At 67.6% G+C, this 21,324-nt stretch carries 20 protein-coding genes and 1 pseudogene; 9 read left to right on the top strand and 12 right to left on the bottom strand.

Annotated features, from left to right (window positions below):
• Positions 1 to 115: 115 nt before the first annotated feature.
• The 3 genes and pseudogenes from A37U_RS0111765 (at position 116) to A37U_RS51395 (ending at position 3,251) form a co-directional block, all read left to right on the top strand.
• On the top strand, positions 116 to 1,408 hold the full coding sequence (locus A37U_RS0111765; RefSeq protein WP_020496844.1) for a UDP-glucose dehydrogenase family protein: 1,293 nt from the start codon (positions 116 to 118) through the stop codon (positions 1,406 to 1,408).
• A 45-nt stretch (positions 1,409 to 1,453) separates the two neighbouring features.
• Positions 1,454 to 2,886: pseudogene (locus A37U_RS49525) on the top strand (gamma-glutamyltransferase).
• 188 nt (positions 2,887 to 3,074) lie between these two features.
• Complete coding sequence (locus tag A37U_RS51395; RefSeq protein WP_020496840.1) at positions 3,075 to 3,251, top strand: hypothetical protein; 177 nt, start codon at positions 3,075 to 3,077, stop codon at positions 3,249 to 3,251.
• Positions 3,252 to 3,257: 6 nt separating this feature from the next.
• Here A37U_RS51395 and A37U_RS0111740 read toward each other — a convergent pair whose 3' ends face one another.
• From A37U_RS0111740 to A37U_RS0111710, 7 genes are all read right to left on the bottom strand, one after another.
• A complete protein-coding gene (locus A37U_RS0111740) occupies positions 3,258 to 4,217 on the bottom strand; it encodes a glycine betaine ABC transporter substrate-binding protein (protein ID WP_020496839.1) in 960 nt (319 codons plus the stop codon).
• Between the two features lie 7 nt (positions 4,218 to 4,224).
• Positions 4,225 to 5,208: a glycine betaine ABC transporter substrate-binding protein gene (locus A37U_RS0111735; protein WP_020496838.1), complete on the bottom strand. Its 984-nt coding sequence runs from the start codon at positions 5,206 to 5,208 to the stop codon at positions 4,225 to 4,227.
• A complete protein-coding gene (locus A37U_RS0111730; protein ID WP_020496837.1) occupies positions 5,205 to 5,969 on the bottom strand; it encodes an ABC transporter permease in 765 nt (254 codons plus the stop codon). Before A37U_RS0111730 ends, A37U_RS0111735 begins: the two co-directional genes overlap by 4 nt.
• Complete coding sequence (locus A37U_RS0111725) at positions 5,966 to 7,123, bottom strand: ABC transporter ATP-binding protein (protein ID WP_020496836.1); 1,158 nt, start codon at positions 7,121 to 7,123, stop codon at positions 5,966 to 5,968. Before A37U_RS0111725 ends, A37U_RS0111730 begins: the two co-directional genes overlap by 4 nt.
• A complete protein-coding gene (locus A37U_RS43245; protein ID WP_040587365.1) occupies positions 7,120 to 8,751 on the bottom strand; it encodes a BCCT family transporter in 1,632 nt (543 codons plus the stop codon). The genes A37U_RS0111725 and A37U_RS43245 overlap by 4 nt, the downstream gene beginning before the upstream one ends.
• Entirely contained in the window at positions 8,748 to 9,404 is a 657-nt protein-coding gene (locus tag A37U_RS0111715; RefSeq protein ID WP_020496834.1) for an ABC transporter permease, read from the bottom strand. Before A37U_RS0111715 ends, A37U_RS43245 begins: the two co-directional genes overlap by 4 nt.
• Before the next feature lie 284 nt (positions 9,405 to 9,688).
• Positions 9,689 to 10,072, bottom strand: coding sequence for a hypothetical protein (locus tag A37U_RS0111710; protein ID WP_020496833.1), 384 nt, complete (start codon positions 10,070 to 10,072; stop codon positions 9,689 to 9,691).
• Between the two features lie 449 nt (positions 10,073 to 10,521).
• Here A37U_RS0111710 and A37U_RS0111705 point away from each other — a divergent pair, with 449 nt between their 5' ends.
• Positions 10,522 to 11,829 (top strand): helix-turn-helix domain-containing protein, encoded by a 1,308-nt coding sequence (locus A37U_RS0111705; protein WP_040587408.1) that lies wholly within the window; start codon positions 10,522 to 10,524, stop codon positions 11,827 to 11,829.
• Between the two features lie 179 nt (positions 11,830 to 12,008).
• Here A37U_RS0111705 and A37U_RS0111700 read toward each other — a convergent pair whose 3' ends face one another.
• The 3 genes from A37U_RS0111700 to A37U_RS0111690 form a co-directional block, all read right to left on the bottom strand.
• Positions 12,009 to 12,662, bottom strand: a complete 654-nt coding sequence (locus tag A37U_RS0111700) for an alpha-ketoglutarate-dependent dioxygenase AlkB family protein (RefSeq protein ID WP_020496831.1) — start codon at positions 12,660 to 12,662, stop codon at positions 12,009 to 12,011.
• 71 nt (positions 12,663 to 12,733) lie between these two features.
• Entirely contained in the window at positions 12,734 to 13,399 is a 666-nt protein-coding gene (locus tag A37U_RS0111695) for an NAD(P)H-binding protein (RefSeq protein WP_026197117.1), read from the bottom strand.
• Positions 13,387 to 14,007 carry a hypothetical protein gene (locus tag A37U_RS0111690; protein WP_020496829.1) on the bottom strand — a complete coding sequence of 207 codons (621 nt, stop codon included), beginning with the start codon at positions 14,005 to 14,007 and terminating at the stop codon, positions 13,387 to 13,389. Before A37U_RS0111690 ends, A37U_RS0111695 begins: the two co-directional genes overlap by 13 nt.
• 231 nt (positions 14,008 to 14,238) lie before the next feature.
• On the opposite strand from A37U_RS0111690, the gene A37U_RS0111685 reads away from it, so the two are divergent.
• From A37U_RS0111685 to A37U_RS0111675, 3 genes are read left to right on the top strand one after another with little or no spacing between them, the layout of a single operon-like run.
• Entirely contained in the window at positions 14,239 to 14,970 is a 732-nt protein-coding gene (locus A37U_RS0111685; protein ID WP_020496828.1) for an SDR family oxidoreductase, read from the top strand.
• Between the two features lie 40 nt (positions 14,971 to 15,010).
• Positions 15,011 to 16,063, top strand: a complete 1,053-nt coding sequence (locus A37U_RS0111680) for an HpcH/HpaI aldolase/citrate lyase family protein (RefSeq protein ID WP_020496827.1) — start codon at positions 15,011 to 15,013, stop codon at positions 16,061 to 16,063.
• Positions 16,056 to 16,919 carry an HpcH/HpaI aldolase/citrate lyase family protein gene (locus A37U_RS0111675; protein ID WP_020496826.1) on the top strand — a complete coding sequence of 288 codons (864 nt, stop codon included), beginning with the start codon at positions 16,056 to 16,058 and terminating at the stop codon, positions 16,917 to 16,919. Before A37U_RS0111680 ends, A37U_RS0111675 begins: the two co-directional genes overlap by 8 nt.
• Before the next feature lie 117 nt (positions 16,920 to 17,036).
• On the opposite strand, the gene A37U_RS0111670 is transcribed toward A37U_RS0111675, so the two are convergent.
• Complete coding sequence (locus tag A37U_RS0111670; protein ID WP_020496825.1) at positions 17,037 to 17,513, bottom strand: DUF6474 family protein; 477 nt, start codon at positions 17,511 to 17,513, stop codon at positions 17,037 to 17,039.
• 54 nt (positions 17,514 to 17,567) lie between these two features.
• On the opposite strand from A37U_RS0111670, the gene A37U_RS0111665 reads away from it, so the two are divergent.
• Complete coding sequence (locus A37U_RS0111665) at positions 17,568 to 19,163, top strand: TM0106 family RecB-like putative nuclease (protein WP_240437553.1); 1,596 nt, start codon at positions 17,568 to 17,570, stop codon at positions 19,161 to 19,163.
• A 3-nt stretch (positions 19,164 to 19,166) separates the two neighbouring features.
• Here A37U_RS0111665 and A37U_RS0111660 read toward each other — a convergent pair whose 3' ends face one another.
• Positions 19,167 to 20,165, bottom strand: a complete 999-nt coding sequence (locus tag A37U_RS0111660) for a LacI family DNA-binding transcriptional regulator (RefSeq protein WP_020496823.1) — start codon at positions 20,163 to 20,165, stop codon at positions 19,167 to 19,169.
• A gap of 113 nt (positions 20,166 to 20,278) precedes the next feature.
• On the opposite strand from A37U_RS0111660, the gene A37U_RS0111655 reads away from it, so the two are divergent.
• Positions 20,279 to 21,304 carry a substrate-binding domain-containing protein gene (locus A37U_RS0111655; protein ID WP_020496822.1) on the top strand — a complete coding sequence of 342 codons (1,026 nt, stop codon included), beginning with the start codon at positions 20,279 to 20,281 and terminating at the stop codon, positions 21,302 to 21,304.
• Positions 21,305 to 21,324 lie beyond the last annotated feature (20 nt).

The following is a 21,324-nucleotide window of genomic DNA, read 5'->3' as shown; positions in this document are numbered from 1 at the left end:
TGCTACCCCGATTGACAATCAGTACGGTCGAATATGCACGACATCTCACCGCCGTTCGCTCGTGCGCCAACTGAACCTGCCACGGTCGTTACCGTAGATGGATACCGGGAGTGTGATGGACGTGTCGATCCGTCGGGTCGCGGTGGTTGGTACCGGATATGTGGGACTGACAATCGGTGCGTGCCTCGCTTCCTTTGGTTACCACGTCACCTGCGCGGATATCGACGAGACCAAGGTCGCGCGGCTGCGCGAGGGCAGGGTGGACATTCTCGAACCGGGCCTCGCCGAACTGGTGGAGAACGGCATCGCCGCCGGTGACCTGGAGTTCGTGGTGGGTGCCTCGGCCGCGGCGGACGCGGAAATCGTGTTTCTCTGCGTGCCGACCCCGATGGGCCAGGACGGGAACGCCGACCTGTCCGCGATCCGTTCCGTGGTCACCGAGCTGCGCGAACTCCTGGCACCGGGGACCATCGTGGTCACCAAGTCCACGGTCCCGGTCGGTACCGCCGAATGGGTGAGCCAGCTGCTCGGCCGCCAGGACCTCGCCGTGGTCAGCAATCCGGAGTTCCTCGCCGAGGGCAGCGCGGTGCACGACTTCCTCAATCCGGACCGCATCGTGGTCGGCAGCGATGACGAGAACGCCGCCCATCAGGTCGCCTGCCTCTACGGCCCACTGCGCACGCCGACGGTATGCACCGACGCCGCGAGCGCGGAAATGATCAAGTACGCCTCGAATTGCTTTCTCGCGGTCAAATTGTCCTATGTCAATGCGATGGCCGAATTGTGCGAATCGGTAGGTGCCGATATCGACGCGGTCACCGCGGGAATGGGACACGATCCGCGCATCGGCAGTTCATTTCTGCGCCCGGGACCCGGTTGGGGCGGATCCTGCCTGCCGAAGGACACCTCGGCGCTGCTGCGCTCGGTGGACGCCACCGGCGGACGATTCGACGTGCTCCGCGCAGCGATCGAGGACAACAACCGGCAACGGGAGCGTGTGGTGGAACGGCTGCGCGCCCAGCTGGACAGGCCGCTGCGGCAGGCGCGGATCGGGGTGCTCGGACTCGCCTTCAAATCCGGCACCAACGACCTGCGCGGTTCGCCCGCGCTCGCGGTCACCGAACTACTGCTCGCCGAGGGTGCCGAGATCACCGCGTTCGATCCGGCGATCGGCGGCGAGGTCGAGGGCATCACCATCGTGGACGATGCCTATCAGGCGGTGAAGGCCACCGACGCGGTACTGCTGCTGACCGAATGGCCGATGTTCCGGACACTGCGCTGGGATGTGGTCGCCGAGCTGATGAGCGGTTCGCTCGTGCTCGACACTCGCAACCACCTGGATCCGGCCACCCTCAACGAGGCCGGGCTCACCTGGCATGGTGTCGGAAGGCCCGCCAAGCCAAAATAGGGCCACGTGTGGACAACCCGGCCCGAGTTGCGCGGTACCCATGGAATGGTCTCCTCCACTCACTGGCTGGGAACGGCTGCCGGGATGGCAGTGCTGGAGACCCAGGGGCAACGCCTTCGATGCCGCCGGTCGCTGCCGGGTTCGTGCTCCAGGTCGTCGACCCGCAGGCCGCAAGCATCGAGCAATGCGCGGGCTCGGCTTCGACATCATGCCCGGCAGCGGACTGCTTCCGGCGACCGTGCCCGGGGCGTGGGACGGCTGGCTGCGGCTGCTGCGCGACTACGGCACCGAGACGCTTCGCGAGGTGCCCGGCTATGCCATCGGTTACGCCCGCAACGACTACCCGGCCGTCGGCCCTCTGGTGCCCGCGCGGCACACCGGCCGACGGTATGCATCGCGATCCGGTACTCGCCGACACCTGGGAACGCCTGCTCGACGAGGCCGAGGTACACGAGTCCGGGGTCGCGCACGCCGACCTGCTGACCGGGAATGATCTGGCGCGCTGAGCGGCGAGCACCGAAGACCCGGTCACCGTGCGCCTCAGCGAGTGGATGCTGGCCAAATGCGGACTGTGGAGCCAAGGACCGGTCCTCGCGCAAACGCTTGCCCTACTCGAGGGATTCCGCGATGAACTCGACTACACCGAGGGAATCCCCAGCGTACGAACGGTGCACGTGGCCACGGAGTGCGCCAAGCTCACCTTCGCCGACTCCGCGCGGGTCAGCGCCGAGGAACTGCTCGATCCGGGATGCCTGGCCGCGTGCCGGGCACTCATCACGGACACCGCGAACGCCGAACTGCGACCGGGATCGCCCGGTGGCGCCGAACCACGGCTGCCCGCGTTCGTCCGCGAGGACCGGGTCTCGCCGTGCCCGAACTGCTCGACGCGTTCGGGTCGGTCGGGCGAACCCACCATCGGGCGCACCGGCAACACCCGGGGCGACACCGTGCACGTAGACGTCGTGGACACGCGCGGCAACATCGTCTCGGCGACCCCTCCCGTGGCTGGCTGCAGTCCTCGCCCGCCCTCGAATCGCTCGGCTTCTGCCTCGGCACCCGTGCCCGGATGTTCTGGCTCGAGCCAGGGCAGCCCAACTCCCTCACCCGGCAAAACGGCCGCGCACCACGCTCACCCCGAGCCTCGCCCTGCGCGCGGGCGAACCTCGCCTCGCCTTCGGCTGGCTTGCCCACATCCACGGCGGCCTCGACCTGCAGAGCGCGATCGACGCACCCTCCTAGCACTCCCTGTCTTTCCCGAGCTCGTTCAGCCCGCGCACCTGGATCCGGGTGCCCTCGTCGCGGAATCCCGGCTCGGCGCGGACACCCTCGCGCGGCTGCGTGAGATCGGGCACAAGGTTCACGACTCCGGACCCTGGTCACTCGGCCGAATGTGTGCTGTGGCCCGGGACCCGGAAACCGGCCTGCTTCGCGCGGGCGCCAACCCGCGAACCGATCAGGGCTACGCCGCAGGCCACTGACCAGGACAAACGGGTGCTCGTGCGTGGTTGTGTTGGTTCTAACCAACACAACCACGCACGAGCACCGCTCCCCCGCTCGCAGCGTCCCATTAACTGGACATTTCGGTTGCCGATGCGTCGACCGGGGGTTCACTGTTACCGTCAGTTGATGTAACTGAGTCGGGTACCGGGAGGGTGTCGGGGAGAGCATGATGACCGAAACAAAGGACGACTTCGAGACATGGCTCGCTGAGCAGGCGGAAGCCGCTCACCAGGCGATCGAATCGGTGCACGGCGAGGCGCGCGCGAAGCTCTACGCGGACACCGCCAAGTCGGAAAGCAAGAAAAATGATCACCGTGAGTCATCAAAAGAGCAGGAAGAGTGAGCGGAGCTAGCGCACGAATCCCTGCTTGATCATCCAGTCACGCGCGACCTCGGCCCAGTCCCTGCCGCGCACGTCGACCTCCGCGGACAGGTCGAGCATCGTCTGACTGGTCAGTTTCGCGGCCACCGGCCGGAGCACCCGCGCGATGCCCGGATAGGCCCGTGCAAACCGGGTACGCATAGTCACCGCCGCGTTGTATGCCGCAAAGGCATGGCCGTCGTCGGTCAGGGTGTCGAGCTTCAGGGCACGCTGGCGGGCATCGGTCTCGGTGATCTCGCCGAAGTGACAGGAGCGCCCGCTCGCCGTCGCCGGGTAGATAGCGCCCGTGTCCAGCTTCCGGATGTTCGAATCGGGGAGCTTGAACCCGTATTTCTTCTCCACGGCCGCCCAGCCGTCGTTGCGGCTGGCGAACTCGGTCTCGATGCAGATCGTCACCGCGGACGGATCCCTGTGGAACAGCGCGGCCAGATCCGAGAGCGACCGAACCCCGTACTTCCGGCGCACGTCCTGGCTCTGCGCCATCGTGTACACATTGTTCAGCGGCGCCCGGTCCACCCAGGAAACCCCGTTCCCCGCATCCACATCGCGCACCGCGGCGAACATCCGGTCCGGGTCCGAGATCGCGTCGGTCTTGCCCAGATACGACATCCACGCGGTCCCGGTGTACTCCCACATCAGGTCGATCTGGCCGTCCAGCAGGGCCTGCCGCCCGGCGTTCGAACCGGAGATGTTCGACAGGTCCTGCACCTGCATCCCCGCAGCCTGCAGGGCGTACTCGGTGATGTAGGCCAACAGGATCTGCTCGGTGAAATCCTTCGACCCCACCGTCACCGGGACCCCGCGCAGCGCGGGCACCGGCCGGATCGAACCGGGCGCCGCGGCGAACGGCACGGTGCTGCCGGACGAGAGCCCACATCCGGACACGAGGAACAACAGCACTGCGCTCAGGACGGCGAACCGGCGCATGCCGCGATCAGCGGGACTTCGCGGGATCCGAGACAAAACCCTGCGCGATCATCCATTCGCGCGCGACCTCGGCCGAATCCCTGCCCCGCACATCGACCTGGGTGGAAAGCTCGATCATCGTATTGCTCGTCAGTTTCGCGGCGACGGGCGCGAGCACACGTTCGATCGCGGGATGCTGCTTGAGGAATTCGGTCCGTAACGTCACCGCGCCGTTGTAGGCGGGGAAAGCGTGCTTGTCGTCCTTGAGGGTGCTCAGGTTCAGCGAGCGCTGCCGGGCATCGGTCTGGAAGATCTCACCGAAATTGCACGACTGGGCGTTCGCCGTAGCCTGGTAGATGGCGCCGGTATCCAGTTTGCGGATGTTCGAATCCGGGAGTTTGAAACCGTATTTCTTCTCCACCGAGGGCCACCCGTCATTACGGCTGGCGAACTCGCTCTCGATGCAGATCGTCACCGCGGACGGATCCTTGCGGAACAACGCGGCCAGGTCCGACAGCGTCCGCACTCCGTATTTCTTCCGCACCTGCTGGCTCTGCGCCATCGTGTACACATTGTTCAGCGGTGCCCGGTCCACCCAGGAAACCCCGTTCCCCGCATCCACATCGCGCACCGCGGCGAACATCTTGTCCGGATCGGAAATGGGATCGGTCTTACTGAGGTAGGAAATCCACGCGGTGCCCGTGTATTCCCACATCACGTCGATCTGTCCGTCCAGCAGGGCCTGCCTTCCGGAATTGGAACCGGAGATGTTCGACAGGTCCTTCACATCCATACCCGCGGCCTGCAGGGCGTACTCGGTGATGTAGGCCAACAGGATCTGCTCGGTGAAATCCTTCGACCCCACCGTCACCGGAACATCCTTGAGACTGGGATCCATCCGGATCGAGCCGGGACCGACCGAGAACGGCACGCTGTTGCCGGAGGAGAGTCCGCACGCGGAAAGCGAACCCGCGAGCAGCGCGGCGAGCAGGACCGAGACAAACCGTTTCATCGCAACCCCTTCGGACCGATCCAGCGCTCCGCGAGGCCACCGAGCCAGTCGACCAGCAGCGCCAGCGCCATCGCGAGCGCCGCCCCGACCACGAGCACCGGGTAACGGGCGAGCTTGTAGCCGGTGACGATCAGCTCCCCGAGTCCACCGTCACCGACGAACGTGGCCAGGGTCGCCGTGCCGACCGCGAGCACCAGCGAGGTGCGCAGACCGGCGAGGATGTAGGGCACGGCAAGGGGAAGCTCGATGGTGAACAGCACCTTGGAGCGCGACATGCCGATACCGGTGCCCGCCTCGACATAGGACGAGTCGACGCTGCGCACCCCGAGAATCGTGTTGCGCAGTACGGGAAGCAGCGCATAGAACGCGATCGGCCCCACGGCGACCCAGAAGTTGACCACCCCGCCGAGCGCGAGGAAGAACAGCACGAGCACCCCGATCGAGGGCGCCGCCTGCCCGATGTTCGCGATCGCCAGGAAGAACGGGGCGGCGAACCGTGCCCACCGGCGGGTGAGCAGCACCCCGAGCGGAACGGCGACGAACACCACGATCGCCGCGACCGCGATGGAGAGCACGATGTGTTCCCAGGTAAGGGAAAGAATCACCGCGGCATTGAGATTGCGCTTCTCGATGTCGTCGAGTTCGCTGGCGAACGCCCAGATGAGCACGGCCGCCACGATCAGCACGACCGCGATCGGCTGGCCCCAGATGCGCAACCGTTCCGAGCGGCGCTCGCCGAGCTGGGCGGTGGCGGTACTCATTCGGACACCCCGGCCTCATCGCGCAGCCGCTGCACGGTCGCCATCACCGTGTCGATATCGATGGTTCCGGCATAACGGCCGCGTTCCTTGGTGACCACCGCCGCTCCGCCCTCGGCGAGGCAGGCCTCGAGCGCGTCCTGCAGCGTGGACTGGGTGGAGACGAAGTCCCCGATCGGTTTTCCCGCGGTGCGCAAGGAACTCGCCTGCGCCAACTGTCGCTTGTGGACCCAGCGGGCCGGCCGGTCCCGCTCGTCGAGCACCAAGGCGAACGGCCGGTTCCGCTCCTCGAGCTGGCGGCGCACCGCCTCGACGGTCTCGTCCGGGCGCGCGGTGATCGCCTCCTGCTTCAGCTCCACATCCCGGACCCGCAGCAGGGTGAGCTGTTTGAGCGAGGCACCGGCGCCGACGAATCCGGCGACCGTGTCATCGGCCGGATTCTGCAGGATCGCCTCCGGGGTGTCGTACTGCAGGATCTTCGACTGCTCGCCGAGCACCGCGATCCGGTCGCCCAGCTTGACCGCCTCGTCGAAATCGTGCGTGACGAACACGATCGTCTTGTGCAGCTCGGACTGCAGCCGCATCAGCTCATCCTGCAGATTCCCCCTGGTGATCGGATCGACCGCGCCGAACGGTTCATCCATCAGCAATACCGGCGGGTCCGCGGCGAGCGCTCGCGCCACACCGACCCGCTGCTGCTGGCCGCCGGAAAGCTGGCGCGGATACCGGTCGTGGAACACCGCGGAATCCAGCCCGACCAGATCGAGCATCTCCTCTACCCGCTCGGCGAGCTTCTTCTTGTTCCAGCGCAACAGCGAGGGAACCATGCCGATGTTCTGCGCCACCGTCATGTGCGGGAAAAGCCCCGCCTGCTGGATGGCGTAGCCGATGGTGCGGCGCAGCTTGTCCGGATCGATGTCGAGCACATCGCGGTCATCGATGCTGATCCGGCCCGAGGTGGGTTCGATGAGCCGGTTGATCATCTTCATCGTGGTCGTCTTGCCGCAGCCCGACGGTCCGACGAAGATCACCGTTTTTCCCGGGGGAATCGTCATCGTGACCGAGGCGACCGCCGGACTCGCGGTTCCGGAATAGCGCTTCGTCACCTCTTCGAGGCGGATTTCCGCGCCACTCGGCGCGTTCTCGGTGTTCGTCATGATCGTTTACTCTTCTTCCTCGACGGCGAATCGACGGTCAGGTAGAAGTCCTCGCCGTACCGTTCGGTTCCATGGTCCACCGCTGCCTCGATGACCTCGGCTCCCTTGTCGTCCCGCAGCACGACCCGATCTCTTCGTAAATCCCGTACCAGTGCGATACACAGCAGCACCATGACGATCACGAACGGAGAGGCCACGATGATCGTCAGGTTCTGCAAGCCGGTCAGCGCCGATTCCCCGCCCCCGCCGATGATGAGCATGATCGCGGCGACCGCACCGGTCAGTGCCCCCCAGAAGGCGATCACCGCTTTGTTCGGCTCGGTGGATCCGCGCTGGGAGAGCGAACCCATCACGATCGAGGCGGCGTCCGCCCCGGAGACGAAGAAGACCCCGACCAGGATCATCACCACGAGCGAGGTGAACGTGACCGCCGGATACTGTTGCAACAACCCGAAAAGCTGGCCCTCCTGGGAGCGCGCGGCGAGGTCGAGGCCACCGCGCTGCGTGGTGATCGCCGCTCCGCCGAAGATCGCGAACCACACCAGGGAGATCACGCTCGGCACGAGGATGACCCCGCCGACGAACTGGCGAATGGTGCGCCCACGCGAAATACGCGCGATGAACATCCCGACGAACGGAGTCCAGGAGATCCACCACGCCCAATAGAACATCGTGTTCTTGGACAGCCACCTGGCCATGTCCAGGCCACCGGAAGCCTCGGTGCGCGCGGCCATTCCGGGCAGATCCTTGAGATAGTCGCCGAGCGTGGTCGGCAGCAGGTTCAGAATGAAGACCGTCGGGCCGGCGATGAACACGAAAAGGGCGACCGCGACGCCGAGAATCCCGTTCGTGGCGGCGAGCCACTGCACCCCGCGCTCGATACCGGAGACCGCGGAGAAGATGAACGCCGCGGTCAGCACCACGATCACGACCACGAGCACGATCGTGCTCACCGAGGACATGAAACCGGCCGCCTTGAGCCCGGAACCGATCTGCAGCGCGGAAAGGCCGAGCGAGGCCGCCGAACCGAACAATGTCGCGAAGATCGCCAGGATGTCGATCAGCCTGCCGATCCAGCCCTTCGCGTGGTCCCCGATCAGCGGAATGAAGGCCGAGGAGACCAGCTGCGGGCGCCCCCGGCGAAACGTGCTGTAGGCGATCGCGAGCCCGACCACCGCGTAGAAGGCCCAGGGGTGCAGCGCCCAGTGGAACATCGTCGTGGCCATCGAGGTGTCCAGTGTGGCACCGGTCCCCGGAGGCGGGTCGGTGTAATGGGTCAGCGGCTCCGAGACACCGTAGAACATCAGGCCGATGCCCATGCCCGCCGCGAACATCATCGCGATCCACGGCAGCGTCTTGAATTCCGGTGTGTCCTCGTCCCTGCCGAGCACGATCTTGCCGTAGCGCGAGAAAGCCAGCCACAGCACGAAAAGCACGAATCCGCTCGCGGCGAGCACGTACGCCCAGCCGAAGTTCGACTCCAGCCAGCCGAGCATCTTCGTGGTCACCGTGGACAGCGAGTTCGTGCCGAGCCCACCCCAGAGCACGAACGCGACGGCGAGCGCACCCGCGACGCCGAACACGACGAAATCGGTCCGTCCGCGTGTCCTTCGCTTTGTCCCCATCATGCCCGGGCGCGCACCCCCGGCGAGGTGGTGAACCTGCCGAGCAGCACGAGCAGCCCGTCCACGACGAGCGCGAGCACCACGATGCCGATCGTGCCCGCCAACGCCCGGTCCACCGCGGTCTTGCTGCCGATCGCGGCGAGCCCGGAGAAGATCGAACCGCCGAGCCCCGGCCCCTTGGCGAACGCCGCGATGGCCGCGATCCCCATCAGCATCTGCACCGAAACCCTGGTGCCCGCCAGGATCGACGGCCAGGCCAGGCGGAGCTCGATCCTGGTGAGCACACCGAGCCGATGCATGCCGATCCCGCGCGCCGCCCCGGTGACGGCCGGATCGATGTTCGCCAGCCCGACGATCGTGTTGCGCACGATGGGCAGCAGCGCATAGAGGGTGAGCGTGATCACCGCAGGCTGCACCCCGAGGCCGAGCACCGGAATGAACAGGCCGAACAGCGCGAAGGACGGAATCGTCAGGATCGCGCTCGTCAACGCGGTCGCGATCGCTGAGCCCCCGGGACTCGAATAGACCGCGATACCGATACCGACACCGATGACGACCGCGAGCACGGTGCACTGCAGGACAAGGCTGCCGTGCTGGTAGAGGTCGAAAAGCAGGGAGCCCCAGCGCTGTCCGACGAACTCGAAGAATTGGTTCACGTCGTTGCCTTCGCTTCCCTTCTACCAACTGTAAAAGTTGTTCGAGCAACGCACCATACCCAACCGATCGCCGCTATCCCGCCCAATGCCGCCACTCGCTACGACAATCGCATGAGCCGGTCACCCTGCGCCGATGATCATGTCGACAAACAGACTTGGAGACTCGTAGCGCATAGAAATGGTGGCGCCGGCTGGTGCGAGCCGGCGCCACCATGTTGGGGCCGCGGACCGATACCGGTCGGGGGAGGGGTGCGCAGCGGCACCGGCCCGCGGGGTTCGTGGGGTCAGTACGCGGCTCCAGCCGTCGCGCGCATACCGACTGCCGCCTGTCGTTCGGCGGCGATCTCCGTCGACTCCGCGCGCCTGCGGGACATCGACGGTTTAGGTGGCCGCGCCGAGAGCGCCCCACCGACGAGGTGGTCGTACGCGGCACGCCAGATCGGGCACGGTGAGCGCTGCTGCCGCCACCTGCTCGAGCACTCGGGGCAATTGCCCTGGGTGTCCGGCTCGTGCATGGCGAGCAGCTCACGCCAGTCCTCGGTCAGCTTTGGCAGTTCGGAGCGGGCGACCGTGACCAGGTCCTGCTCCTCGGCATCTGCAAGTTCGGTGAGCATGTCCAGCCGTTCCCACACGGCATTGCGCAGGACCTGCTCGAGGATCTCGTCCACGAACCGTTCACCGTGACCTTTCCAACCGGCGGCCGTTTCCGGACCCGCTACTTACGTACCGGTCAGTAGCATGCCATTCGGAGCAGGACCGTTGCGCTGGGGTGACGCGATCACGACCGAGTCGAGACCAAAACGCCATGTTTTGTCACCCTTTCCGCCTCTTTCGGCCCGCGCTCTGTCCGGCTTGCCGCTGTGAGAACTAGAATGCGAGTTGCAGATAGAAAGTGGAAAGCAGTAGCGCCCATCGGCCCGCCAGGACCGGTGAGCGGTAGGCGGGAGTTCGGCCGGGCAGATCAGCGGTCGTGTCAAGCGTTTCCCGAACGGCGTACTTTGCTTACACTGCTTGACAAGCGCTGAGTCGAACGGTGAGGCGGATCGAAATGCACGGTTTGCCAGGGGGTACCTCGCGGGGATCCGACATCCCCGCGACGCTGTGGGATGGGCAGGAGATGCGTGAAGCGCTCGCTGCCAGGGACGTCAGCAATGTCTACCGCCTGCTGCGCCGCGAGGGCATCTCGCAGCGCCAGATCGCGGCGCAGACCGGGCAGTCCCAGTCCGAGGTGTCCGAGATCCTCAAGGGCCGCCAGGTCATGGCCTACGACGTACTCGCCAGAATCGCCGACGGGCTCGGAATCCCGCGCGGTTCCATGGGACTCGCCTACGACGAGCAGACCGAGGTCGCCGTCGCCACCGCGGAGAAGGATCCGCAGCCGGAAGAGGACGAGAACGTCAAGCGGCGCCGCTTCCTGGCCCACGCGGCGGCCGTGACCATGGGCGCGGCGACCATCAGCTCCGATCCCGACCTCGTCGCCCGCACCGAACGCACCCCGGCGCCCAACGCGATCGGCATGACCGACGTCCGCCAGCTCGAAGCGGCGACGAGGGCACTGCGCGCGCTCGACTATCAGTACGGCGGCGGGTTCTGCCGGGACGCCGTGGTCGCCCAGCTGTCCTGGGGCCAGCAGATGCTCAGCTCCAGCGCCGCCGAGGTGGTGCGGGACCGGTTGTTCGTCGCCCTCGCCGACCTGCACAACCTCGCCGGATGGACCTCGTTCGACACCGGGAAGCGCTCCAGCGCGCGCAGCCACTTCGGCCGGGCACTCGAACTGGCCCGTGAAGCGAAGGCGCACCCGCTGGTGGCGAACATCCTCTACCGGATGGGCCGGGTCTACCTGCACGAGGACGCCTCGAACGACGCGCTCAAGCTCTTCCAGCTCGGCCAGCTCGCCGCACAGGAATCCGGTTCCGAGCTCGCCGTCGCGGTGCTGTGCGCCAACGAGGCATGGGCATACGCCCAGCTCGACATGCCCCAGCAGGCGATCCGCTCGCTCGGCCGGACCAGGGACGAGTACGAACGAGCCGACAAGAGCGACCCCGAGTCCTGGGTGAAGTTCTTCAACCAGACCGATGTGTACGCGATGACCGGGACCGTGCACTCGGTCCTCGCCCAGTACCACCGCGAGCACACCAAGTACGCCATCCCCGCGCTCGAGCGCTGCCTGACCGAGTACGACGAGTCGATGGCCCGCTCCCGCACCTTCATGCTGTCCATGCTGGCCACCGATCACCTCATCGACGGCAACATCGAGTACGGCACCAAGATCGGGCGCAGCGCCATCGAGGCCGCGAGCCCGATCAAGTCCGGCCGGGTCAAGGACCGCCTGCGACCGCTGCAGAACGAGGCGCAGAAGTGCTCCGCGGTCTCCGAGGACGCGCGCGATCTCTACGAGCGCATCGCCAAGTTCTTCGCGGCCTGAACCGGGTCATTCACCGCAGCACGCCGCGCGGATCCGACCGCTCACCGCAGCGCGCCGTCACGCTTTCAGTGCAGGCACTGTGAACTGCGCAAACGGGTGCTTGTGCGCACTTGTGTTGGTTCTAACCGACACACGCGCGCACGACGAGCGAGTGGGAGCGAGTGCCATCAGCACTGGCCTCACGAGAAGCCCGTGACACGGAGGGTGATGTTGATGCGACCGTGGGTGAGACCGGTCGCCGGGTCGGCGGTTCCGGGCCGGACACTCGGCACCCCGTGGAACGCCAGCCGCGAGGGGCCGCCGAACACGAACAGGTCCCCGGAGGCGAGCTCGATATCGGTGTAGGGCTTGCCGCGGTTCTCGGTGTTACCGAATCGGAACAAGCAGGTGTCCCCGATGCTCAACGAGACGACCGGTTCGTGGGAGACCTCATCGCGATCCTGGTGCATGCCCATCTTGGCGTGCTCGTCGTAGAAGTTGATCAGTGCGGTGTCCGGACGGTAGTCCCCGGCCGGGGTGCCGTAGGCATCGGCGAGCGCGGATCTGCCCAGCGCGCCGAGCCAGTCCGGGAACTCCGCCACCCGCGCCCCGCCCACATCCTCGGCGGTCCTGCTGTACGCGTACGGGCGCCAGTGCCAGCCGAGGCAGACGGTGCGCACCGACATCCGGTGTCCGCTCGGCAACCGGGCGGCGCGCATCGGAACCGGACCGCGCGCCCATTCCCGGCAGGCGATCACGATTTCGCGCTGATGTTCCGTGGAAAGCCAACCGGGCACATGGACCGCGCCTTCGGCGATTTCCCGCGGACCCATTTCGAACAACGAACCCGTCATAACGCGAGGATATTTCGTCTTCCATCGCGGTGCGCGCAAGAATTCCCGGAATCCACTGTGGACGGTCCGGATCAGAGTGCGGCGACCGCTTCGTCCACCGGGGTGTTCCCGGCGAGCAATTCGACGGTTTTACCGGCCGCCGAGCCGGATTCCAGCAGCGCGGCGAGCACGAGGGCGACATCCGCGCGGGAAACCGAACCCGAGCCGGTCTCCAGGACCCCCGGTTCGGCGAGCTCCACCGAACCCGTCGCGGGTTCGTCGGTGAGCCGCCCCGGCCGCAGGATCGTCCACTCGAGACCGTCCCGCTCCCGCAGATCCCGCTCGGCGGCCTCTTTCGCGCGCAGGTAGGCGGAGAACACGTCGTCCACACCCGGTTGATAGGCCCGGTCCAGTCCCATCGCGGAAAGCTGCACGAACCTCAGGACTCCCGCGGTCTGCGCGGCCTCGGCGAACAGCACGGCCGCGGCGCGGTCGACGGTGTCCTTGCGCGCCGCACCGCTTCCCGGCCCCGCACCGGCGGCGAACACGAGCGCGTCCGCCCCTTCGGCGATCTCGGCCACCGTGGCGAGTGGGGCCGTCTCCAGGTCCAGCACGGCCGATTCCGCGCCGAGCGCACGCAGTTCCGCGGTGTGTTCGGGATTCCGGACGAGGCCGAGGCACTCCACGCCGTGTTCGGCGAGCCGGGAAAGCAGGAGTTTGGCGATCTTTCCGTGACCGCCCGCGATCACAACTCGCATGCGAGGATGCGCTCGTAGACCTTCTCGTTCAGCCAGCGCTCGACGGTGTCCCACTCGTGCACGAGCGGGGCCTGCGAACCGGCCTGGTCGAGGCTGACCTTGCCGTCCGGGTCGCCGGTGAGCACCGCGACGCCATGGGAGTTCGCGCGCGGAAGGCAGCGGTACAGGTAGTCCCCGGTCATCGCGGCCGACCAGGGCAGCACGATCCCGGTATCGCAGTACTTCGCGAACGGGCCCGCGCAGGCGAGGGCGGTGCGCCAGTGCCGCGCGACCGCGAGCACTCCGACGATGTCCACGGCGACCGGCGGTGCCTTCGGCGCGATCTCGGGCCAGACCCAGGTGGCGACCTCGGTGCGATCGGTGACCGGCGGGGCGCCGATGCAGATCCGCTCGGCGTGCGCCTCGGTCCGCAGCTGAGCGAAGACGATGACCTTGCGCCCGAAGATGCTCATCTGGCCGACCGGCTTGCCGTGCCAGCCGAGCCTGCGCGCCGCGCCTTCGGCCAGATACTCCGCGGGTGCGGGCAGTTCGACCGGAGCAAGCGTCCTTGCGGAGGACAGCTCGGCCTCACGATGGATGACCGCATGCCCCTCGGTGCCGCTCGTCACTGCTGTTCCTCCTGCCCATAGAACCCGTTGCCCCTAATGAAGTACCAGCACTCGAGGCGGCTGCCACCGCCCCGGACGCCCGCATGCGGCTGACGGACCAAGGTGAGCGATAACCGGTCGATGAGCGGTCGAGCGGGTTCTGCCCGGCTATTCGGCCGTTTGGGGGATACTGCCGCCCAGCGGATCACGCCGTGACCTCGATCTCTTCTCGATGGTGGGACACTCGGATCCGTGGCACAGGACCGACTCAGCGAGGCCGTCGTCGTGATCAGCGGTGCGTCGAGCGGCATCGGTGCGGCGACCGCGCTCCGCTTCGCCGCATCCGAGGCACGGATCGCCCTGCTCGGCAGGCGCGCGGAGAAACTGACCGAGCTCGCGGAGGAGATCGGCAACCGCGGCGCCACCGGGTTCCCGATCACGGTGGACGTCACCGATCCGGAGTCCGTCAGCACCGCGATCGAACGGATCGGGGCCGAACACGGGCGCATCGACGTGCTCGTCACCGCGGCCGGATCCGTGAGCCCCGAGCAGGATCTGCGCGCCTGGCAGGACATGGTCTCGGTGAACGTCACCGGAACGCTGAACTGCGTGCATCCCGCGCTGCCCTATCTGCACGCCGCGGCGGACGGGCCGCGCGAGGTCGCCGATCTCGTGCTGATCAGCTCGGTGGCCGGGCGCGTGGCCCGCCCGCACAACCCCGTGTACTCCGCGACGAAGTTCGCCGTGAACGCGTTCGCCGAAGGACTGCGCCAGCAGGTCACCGCGAACTATGTGCGCGTCGGAATCGTCGAGCCCGGGCTCGTGGCCACCGAGATGACCGCGAACAGCTGGCCGCCTGGCGCCGAGGAACACGAGTGGCTGCGCGCCGAAGACATCGCCGATGCGGTCGAGTACATGGTCACCCGAGGGCGGCACGCCGCCGTGAACGAAATCATGATTCGGCCAACCGAGCAGACGCGTTAGGTTACCGTTCGGTACACCAGGCACAACGGAGGCTCATCGGATGCGCTCAGCAAAGGACTTTTTCGCCCCGCTCGCCGTCGGCGCGCCGCCGCCCGTGCGCGAAATCCCCTTCACGCCTTCGCGAATGATTCACTTCTTCGATCCGTCGAATGAAAAAATGGTGGCCAAGGCCCCGGACATCGCGAAGAAGGTCGACGTACTGCTCGGCAACCTCGAGGACGCCGTGCGCGCGGACAACAAAGAGGCGGCGCGGGCCGGCCTCGTCCGGGTGGGCAAGGAAAGCGAATTCGGCGCCACGCAATTGTGGACGCGGGTGAATTCACTGGACTCGCCGTGGGTGTTGGACGACCTCACCACGCTGGTCACCGAGATCGGCGACAAGCTCGACGTGATCATGGTGCCCAAGGTCGAGGGTGCGCAGGACATCCACTACGTGGACCGGTTGCTCGCCCAGCTCGAGGCACGTGCCGGGCTGAGCCGTCCGATCCTGGTGCACGCCATCCTGGAGACCGCGTCCGGCATGGCCAACGTCGAGGAGATCGCCGGTGCCTCACCGCGCATGCAGGGCATCTCGCTCGGACCGGCCGACCTGGCCGCGTCTCGCCGGATGAAGACCACCCGGGTCGGCGGCGGGCACCCCGGATACCTCGTGCGCACCGATCCGGTCGGCGAGGACCTGTCCGAGGGGCGCACCACCTACCAGCAGGACCTGTGGCACTACACCGTGGCGCGCATGGTGGACGCCTGCGTGATGCACGGGATCCTGCCCTACTACGGACCGTTCGGCGACATCCAGGACACCGTCGCCTGCGAGGACCAGTTCCGCAACGCCTTCCTGCTCGGCTGCGTCGGCGCGTGGAGCCTGCACCCGGTGCAGATCGAGATCGCGCGCAAGGTGTTCTCCCCCGCTCCCGAGGATGTGCGCTGGGCCAAGCGGGTCATCGCGGAGATGGGCGACGGCACCGGCGCGGTGATGATCGACGGGAAGATGCAGGACGACGCCTCGGTCAAGCAGTGCCGCGTGGTCGCCGAACTCGCGGACCAGCTCGCCGCGCGCGATCCCGAACTGGCCAAGGAGTACGGCAATGAGTGAGTACCGTCCGCGCCGTTCGGTGCTGTACATGCCCGGGGCGAACGAGCGCGCCCTGGAGAAGGCCAAGGGCCTCGACGCGGACGCGCTGATCCTCGACCTCGAGGACGCGGTGAGCCCGGAGGCCAAGGAACAGGCACGCACCCAGGTGTGCGCGGCCGCGGCCTCCAGCGAATACGGGCGCCGCGAGATCGCCATCCGGGTCAACGGCGCCGACACCGAGTGGCATGCCGAGGACCTGCGCGCGGCGGCGGCCGCCGGTCCGGATGCCGTGCTGGTCCCCAAGGTCGGTTCCGCCGAGGAGGTGCACGCGATCGAGCGCGCACTCGAATCGGCCGACGCGCCGGGGCACACCGCGATCTGGGCCATGGTCGAGACTCCGAAGGCCATGCTGGACGCCGAACGGATCGCCGCGGCCAGTGACCGGTTGACCGTACTGGTCATGGGGACCAATGACCTGGCCAACGAACTGCACGCGGAACACGTCCCCGGTCGCGCTCCCCTGCTGACCGGTTTGTCCCTCGCGCTGCTCGGTGCGCGCGCCGCAGGGAAGGTCATCCTCGACGGGGTGTTCAACGACGTCGCCGACCTCGCGGGTTTCGAGGCCGAATGCGTTCAGGGCCGCGAGTTCGGCTTCGACGGCAAGACCCTCATCCACCCCAAACAGCTCGAACCGTGCAACCGGGTGTTCGCGCCCGGCGAGGCCGAGGTCGAGCGCTCCCGCCGGATCATCGACGCCTTCGATCAGGCCAAGGCCGAAGGCAAGGGCGTGGTCACCGTGGACGGCAGGATGATCGAGAACCTGCACGTGGAAGCCGCGCAGCGGATCCTCGCCATGCACGCGGCAATAGCATCCTGACCTGGTGAAACAGGTGCTCGTGCGTGGTTGTGTTGGTTAGAACCAACACAACCACGCACGGCTGTGTCTTCGGTTCGCCTCGCGAGCTCGGCTCACCAGCGTGCCGTGTTCGAGTGACTACTGAACGACACCGAGTCGGGCGAGCAGGCCGGCCTCGACGATGTCGAGTTCTTCGGCGACGGCCCGGTGCGCGGCACGGCGACGAGCCGTCGGCATGCGTTCGGCGGCGCGGACGGCGGTGGCGAGCTTATCCAGGGTGGACGCGGACCGCGTGGCGAACCGCAGATCGTCCTCGGTGCGCTCGGCGGACTCGGCGAGCTCCCCCACGGCCGAGCGCAGCCCGTTGATCCGGGCGTGCATGGCCGCACCCCGGCCGGTGTACTCGCCGAGCTGGTCGACGGCGATCCCCAGCCGCCGCGCGCGCAATCGTTCGTAGCCGTCGCGGGCATAGGCGACGGCCTGCGCGGCATACGGCGCGACCACGGGCAGCACGCTCGGGGCGAGCACCCTGACGACCTTGACCGCGTTCTTCGCCCTGCCCGGGGTGATCCTCGGCTTCTGCTCGGCCTCACCGGTCTTGTCCTTGCGTGCCATGCGGCTAACGTACCGCGCTCGGCGATTGTCAGTGGGTGCCCATACTCTGGCCGGGTGAGTTCGTCCCCAAGCACGCCGCTGCTGGACGCCGGAGTGATCAACCGGTGCCGGCATCGTGTGCGCCTCGAGCACGACCCCGAGGCGGTGCGCCCGGAAGTACCGGCCGATCCCGCAGCCGAGCAACGGCGCGCCGATCGCGCGGCCCATCTGGCCACGGTTCTCGGGGTGCTCAGCGAGCGGTTCGGCACGCAGCTGGCCGAGGGTGGGCCGGACGGCACACTCGATGCCCTGCGCGAAGGAGCCTCCCTGATCTCCGGTGCGGTCCTGCCCGCGGACCGGGACGCGGGCCGCCGCGGTTCGGTGCCGCTGCTGATCCGGACCGGCGAGGGCTACCTTCCCGTGCTCATCGCGCACCACCGGATCACCGATCCCGGAGAGGGCGCCCGCACCGCACCGCTGACCAGCCCCTGGTACCGCTGCGCGGGCACCGATCCGAACCGCAAGGCCCGCGCGCACTCCGGGGATCAGCTGCGCCTCGCGCACGCCTGGCGGCTGCTCGAGCCGACCGGGTACGCCGCACCGGGCCGGGCCCGCGGCGGGGTGATCGGGCTCGACGCGGATGTGGTGCTCTGGCACGACCTCGAGGCAGCGACCTGGCCAGGCGGGCACACCGCGCTCGCCGAGTACGACACCAGGTTCGCCGACCGGCTCGCGATCGCGACCGGGTCCAGGGACACCGCGCCCTCCCGGATCATGGCCTGCCGCCGCTGCCCGTGGTGGTCGCAGTGCAGCGAGCGGTTGACCGAGCAGCGCGATGTGAGCCTGGTGACCAGTGGAAACGATGCCGATCAGCTTCGCGCGGCCGGGGTGAGCACCATCGACGAGCTCGCCGCTACCGAGTACACCGCGCGGATCGAGGGGTTCACCGGCCAGCTGCGCGAGGCCATCGCCCTGGCCAGGGCCTGGCTCGCGGACGCGACGGTGATCCGCAAGGTCGGCGAGGTCCTGGTGCCCCGCGCGGATGTCGAGGTCGACGTGGACATGGAGAGCTTCGGGGACGCGGGCGCGTACCTGTGGGGCTGCCTGCTCACCGGGGAACCGATCGGCATGGAACCCGGCTACCACCCGTTCGTGACCTGGGACCCGTTGCCGAGCGGGGACGAGGGACGTTCCTTCGTCGAATTCTGGGCCTGGTTCTCCGAGGTGCGCACACGCTGCACGGAACTCGGGCTCAGCTTCCGCGCCTACTGCTACAACGAGCGCGCGGAGAACCGCTGGCTGCTCTCCTCCCCCGAACGCTTCCCCGATGTCGCGGGGATGCCGAGCCAGGCGCAGGTGCGCCGGTTCATCGAATCCGATCAGTGGGTCGATCTCTACGCCTGCGTCTCCGAACAGTTCCTCTGCGCGCGCGGCAAGGGCCTCAAGGTCGTCGCCCCGGTCGCCGGGTTCAGCTGGCGCGATCCGGAGGCGGGCGGGGAGAACTCGATGCGCTGGTATCGCGAGGCGGTCGGATACGGCGGCGGGGACACGCATCCGGACCAGCGGGACCGGATCCTGCGCTACAACGAGGACGATGTGCGGGCCACCCAGGCCTTGCGTGAGTGGATGTCGAAGGAGGCGAACGGACTGCCTCATCTCGACGAACTCTGAGCCTCAGCACCCGCAGGACTTGCGGCCACGGAACTCCGCGGGAAACCGCACCGTCTCCGGTTCGCGCTGCGGGTCGGCGAGCCTGCGCACCAGCATGTCCACCGCGGCGCGCCCGATCTGATCGACCGGCTGGGCCATGGTGGTCAGCGGCGGATCGACCAGTTCCGCCCAGTCCATGTCGTCGTAGGCGGCGATGGCCAGGTCCTCGCCGATGCGCACCCCCTCGGCCCGCGCGGCGTGCAGCACCCCGGCGGTCATCACGTTGTTGCCGGTGATCAGCGCGGTCGGCGGCGGGTCGAGGATACGCAGCTGGCGCAGCGCGTCGCGGGCGCCGAGGTTGGACGAGTTCCCGCTGATCACCAGCGCGGGATCCCAGGCGAGCCCGGCACGGCCGAGCCCGAGCCGGTAACCGAGCACCCGCTCCTGGCTCGTGGTCAGTTCCTCGGCACCGCTGACCATGCCGATCCTGGTGTGCCCGTGCCCGGCGAGATGCTCCACGAGCTTCGAGGTCGACTGCACGTTCTCCGGTCCGACCTGGTCGAGTGCGCGGCCCGCGGGCAACCGGTCCACCAGCACGGTCGGCATGCCGAGCCGGATCAGTTCGGGAAGCACCGAGCTGCGCGCGGCTGAGGACGGGGTGAGCAGCAGGCCGTCCACCCGGCGCGAGCGCAGCGCGCGCACCGCGGTCCGCTCGATCTCGGTGTCATCGTGGGTGTCCATCAGCAGCAGCGTGTACCCGGCCGCGGTGGCCTGCGATTCGATCGCCGCGAGCAGTTCGGCGAAGTACGGATTGGTGACCACCGAGATCGCCACCCCCAGCGAACGGGTGCCACCGGTGACCAGCGAGCGTGCGATGGCGTCCCCGGTGTAGCCGGTCGACTCGATCGCCGCGAGCACCCGTTCGCGGGTGTCCGGCGCGACCTTGCGCGTCTCGTTCAGCACGTGCGAGACGGTCGTGATGGAGACCCCGGCGAGTTCGGCGACCTGTTTCATCGTCACCATGACAACGCCCTCCGTACACAGTCCGCATTCGTTTGCGCAAACGCTTGCCTAGCGTACAGGGCCGTTATTACGGTGCGCACCGACCACGCAAAGCCCGAGCGAAGGAGCTCGTCGTGCGCGTTCCAAGAAAACGGTCGGTCCGCGTACTCGCGGCCGGCTGCGCATTCCTCATCCTGGCCACCGCATCCGGCTGCACGAGCAAACGCTACTGGGGCGGCAACACCTCCAGCGGTGGCCAGGCCACGATCGGACTCGTCACCAAGACCGAGAGCAATCCCTACTTCGTGGCCATGCGTAAAGCGGCCGAGGCCGAGGCGAACAAGCTGGGCGCGAGGCTCTACGCGCTCGCGGGCAAGTTCGACGGGGACAACGAAGGCCAGGTCACCGCGATCGAGAACCTCATGCAGCGCGGGGTGAACACCATCCTGATCACCCCGAGCACCGCGACCGGGGCCGTCGGCGCGATCCGCGAGGCACGCAAACGCGGCATCATGGTGCTCGCCCTCGACTCCGAGACCGAACCCAAGACCGCGGTGGATGCCACCTTCGCCACCGACAACTACAAGGCGGGCCAGAAACAGGGCCAGTACCTGCGGGCGACGGCCGGTGACGGGCAGCAGAAGGTGCTGATGATCGACGGCACCGACGGGTCCTCGGTCAACACCCAGCGGCGCACCGGGTTCCTCAACGGGTTCGGGATCGCCGAGAACTCCCCGGCGATCCTCGGCCACCAATCCACGAACGGCGATCAGAACAAGGCCCAGCAGGCGACCGAGAACCTGCTGCAGCGCGACGACTCGGCCACCGTCGTCTACAACATGAACGAGGCCAATGCCCGTGGCTCCGCGGCCGCGCTCACCTCCCGCGGACTGCTCAAGAAGGTCAGCTTCGGCACCATCGACGGCGGCTGCAGCGGGGTCGCCCAGGTCGCGGCGGGCGGCTACAACGTCGACGTCATGCAGTTCCCCGCCAAGATGGCCCGGCTCGGCGTCGACGCGGGGGCCGAGTTCGCCCACAGCGGCAAGAAACCGTCCGGCTTCCACGACACGGGCTCCGAACCCATCGCCGAGCAACCCGTTCCCGGCGTACCCACCAAGGACCCCGCATGGGGCAAACAACACTGCTGGAGCGACAAATGACCAGGTCAAAAGGTGTCGTG

The organism is Sciscionella marina DSM 45152 (assembly GCF_000379465.1).
In the GTDB taxonomy this organism is placed as follows: domain Bacteria; phylum Actinomycetota; class Actinomycetes; order Mycobacteriales; family Pseudonocardiaceae; genus Sciscionella; species Sciscionella marina.
This window is presented reverse-complemented; position numbering and strand designations above follow the sequence as displayed.

Excerpts from the sequence above, each read along its gene's own strand:
- A37U_RS43245 (WP_040587365.1), bottom strand. The coding sequence starts at position 8,751 with ATGATGGGGACAAAGCGAAGGACACGCGGACGGACCGATTTCGTCGTG.
- A37U_RS0111675 (WP_020496826.1), top strand. The coding sequence starts at position 16,056 with ATGAGTGAGTACCGTCCGCGCCGTTCGGTGCTGTACATGCCCGGGGCG.
- A37U_RS0111695 (WP_026197117.1), bottom strand. The coding sequence starts at position 13,399 with ATGCGAGTTGTGATCGCGGGCGGTCACGGAAAGATCGCCAAACTCCTG.
- A37U_RS0111765 (WP_020496844.1), top strand. The coding sequence starts at position 116 with ATGGACGTGTCGATCCGTCGGGTCGCGGTGGTTGGTACCGGATATGTG.
- A37U_RS51395 (WP_020496840.1), top strand. The coding sequence starts at position 3,075 with ATGATGACCGAAACAAAGGACGACTTCGAGACATGGCTCGCTGAGCAG.
- A37U_RS0111730 (WP_020496837.1), bottom strand. The coding sequence starts at position 5,969 with ATGAGTACCGCCACCGCCCAGCTCGGCGAGCGCCGCTCGGAACGGTTG.
- A37U_RS0111735 (WP_020496838.1), bottom strand. The coding sequence starts at position 5,208 with ATGAAACGGTTTGTCTCGGTCCTGCTCGCCGCGCTGCTCGCGGGTTCG.
- A37U_RS0111705 (WP_040587408.1), top strand. The coding sequence starts at position 10,522 with ATGCGTGAAGCGCTCGCTGCCAGGGACGTCAGCAATGTCTACCGCCTG.
- A37U_RS0111680 (WP_020496827.1), top strand. The coding sequence starts at position 15,011 with ATGCGCTCAGCAAAGGACTTTTTCGCCCCGCTCGCCGTCGGCGCGCCG.
- A37U_RS0111660 (WP_020496823.1), bottom strand. The coding sequence starts at position 20,165 with ATGGTGACGATGAAACAGGTCGCCGAACTCGCCGGGGTCTCCATCACG.
- A37U_RS0111740 (WP_020496839.1), bottom strand. The coding sequence starts at position 4,217 with ATGCGCCGGTTCGCCGTCCTGAGCGCAGTGCTGTTGTTCCTCGTGTCC.
- A37U_RS0111670 (WP_020496825.1), bottom strand. The coding sequence starts at position 17,513 with ATGGCACGCAAGGACAAGACCGGTGAGGCCGAGCAGAAGCCGAGGATC.
- A37U_RS0111700 (WP_020496831.1), bottom strand. The coding sequence starts at position 12,662 with ATGACGGGTTCGTTGTTCGAAATGGGTCCGCGGGAAATCGCCGAAGGC.
- A37U_RS0111725 (WP_020496836.1), bottom strand. The coding sequence starts at position 7,123 with ATGACGAACACCGAGAACGCGCCGAGTGGCGCGGAAATCCGCCTCGAA.